Origin of the sequence: Bradyrhizobium sp. CCBAU 51627 (genome assembly GCF_028128765.1) — a bacterium.
In the GTDB taxonomy this organism is placed as follows: Bacteria; Pseudomonadota; Alphaproteobacteria; order Rhizobiales; family Xanthobacteraceae; genus Bradyrhizobium.
On record NZ_LBJG01000047.1, the window covers coordinates 1 to 645 of the forward strand.

The window sequence follows — 645 nt, forward strand, 5'->3', positions numbered from 1 at the left end:
GATTCCACGATGCGCAAGGACACGTCGTAGTCCTGCGCGATCTTGATCAGCGCCTTGGTGTCCTTCGGGAAGCAGGAGCCGCCGAAGCCGGGACCGGCGTGCAAAAACTTGGTGCCGATGCGGTTGTCCAGGCCAATGCCGCGTGCGACCTCCTGAACGTTGGCGCCGACCTTTTCGGACAGATCGGCGATCTCGTTGATGAAGGTGATCTTGGTCGCAAGAAAGGCGTTGGCGGCGTATTTGATCATCTCGGCGGTGCGGCGCGCGGTGAACATCAGCGGCGCCTGGTTCAGCGACAGCGGACGGTAGATGTCGCCCATCACCTTGCGGCCGCGCTCGTCGGAGGTGCCGACCACGATGCGGTCGGGGAATTTGAAGTCGCGGATCGCCGCGCCCTCGCGCAGGAATTCGGGATTCGAGGCGACGACGACGTCGGCCGCGGGATTGGTCTCGCGGATGATGCGCTCGACCTCGTCGCCGGTGCCGACAGGCACGGTCGACTTCGTCACCACGACGGTGAAGCCGGTCAGCGACTGCGCGATCTCCTTCGCGGCGGCGTAGACATAGGAGAGATCGGCGTGGCCGTCGCCGCGACGCGAAGGCGTGCCGACCGCGATGAACACCGCGTCGGCATCCGCCACCGGC

1 protein-coding gene is annotated in these 645 nt (G+C 65.6%); it reads right to left on the reverse strand.

Annotated features, from left to right (window positions below; genetic code table 11):
- On the reverse strand, window positions 1–645 hold a 645-nt coding region (locus XH88_RS25635; protein WP_271671029.1), incomplete at both ends, for a UDP-glucose dehydrogenase family protein.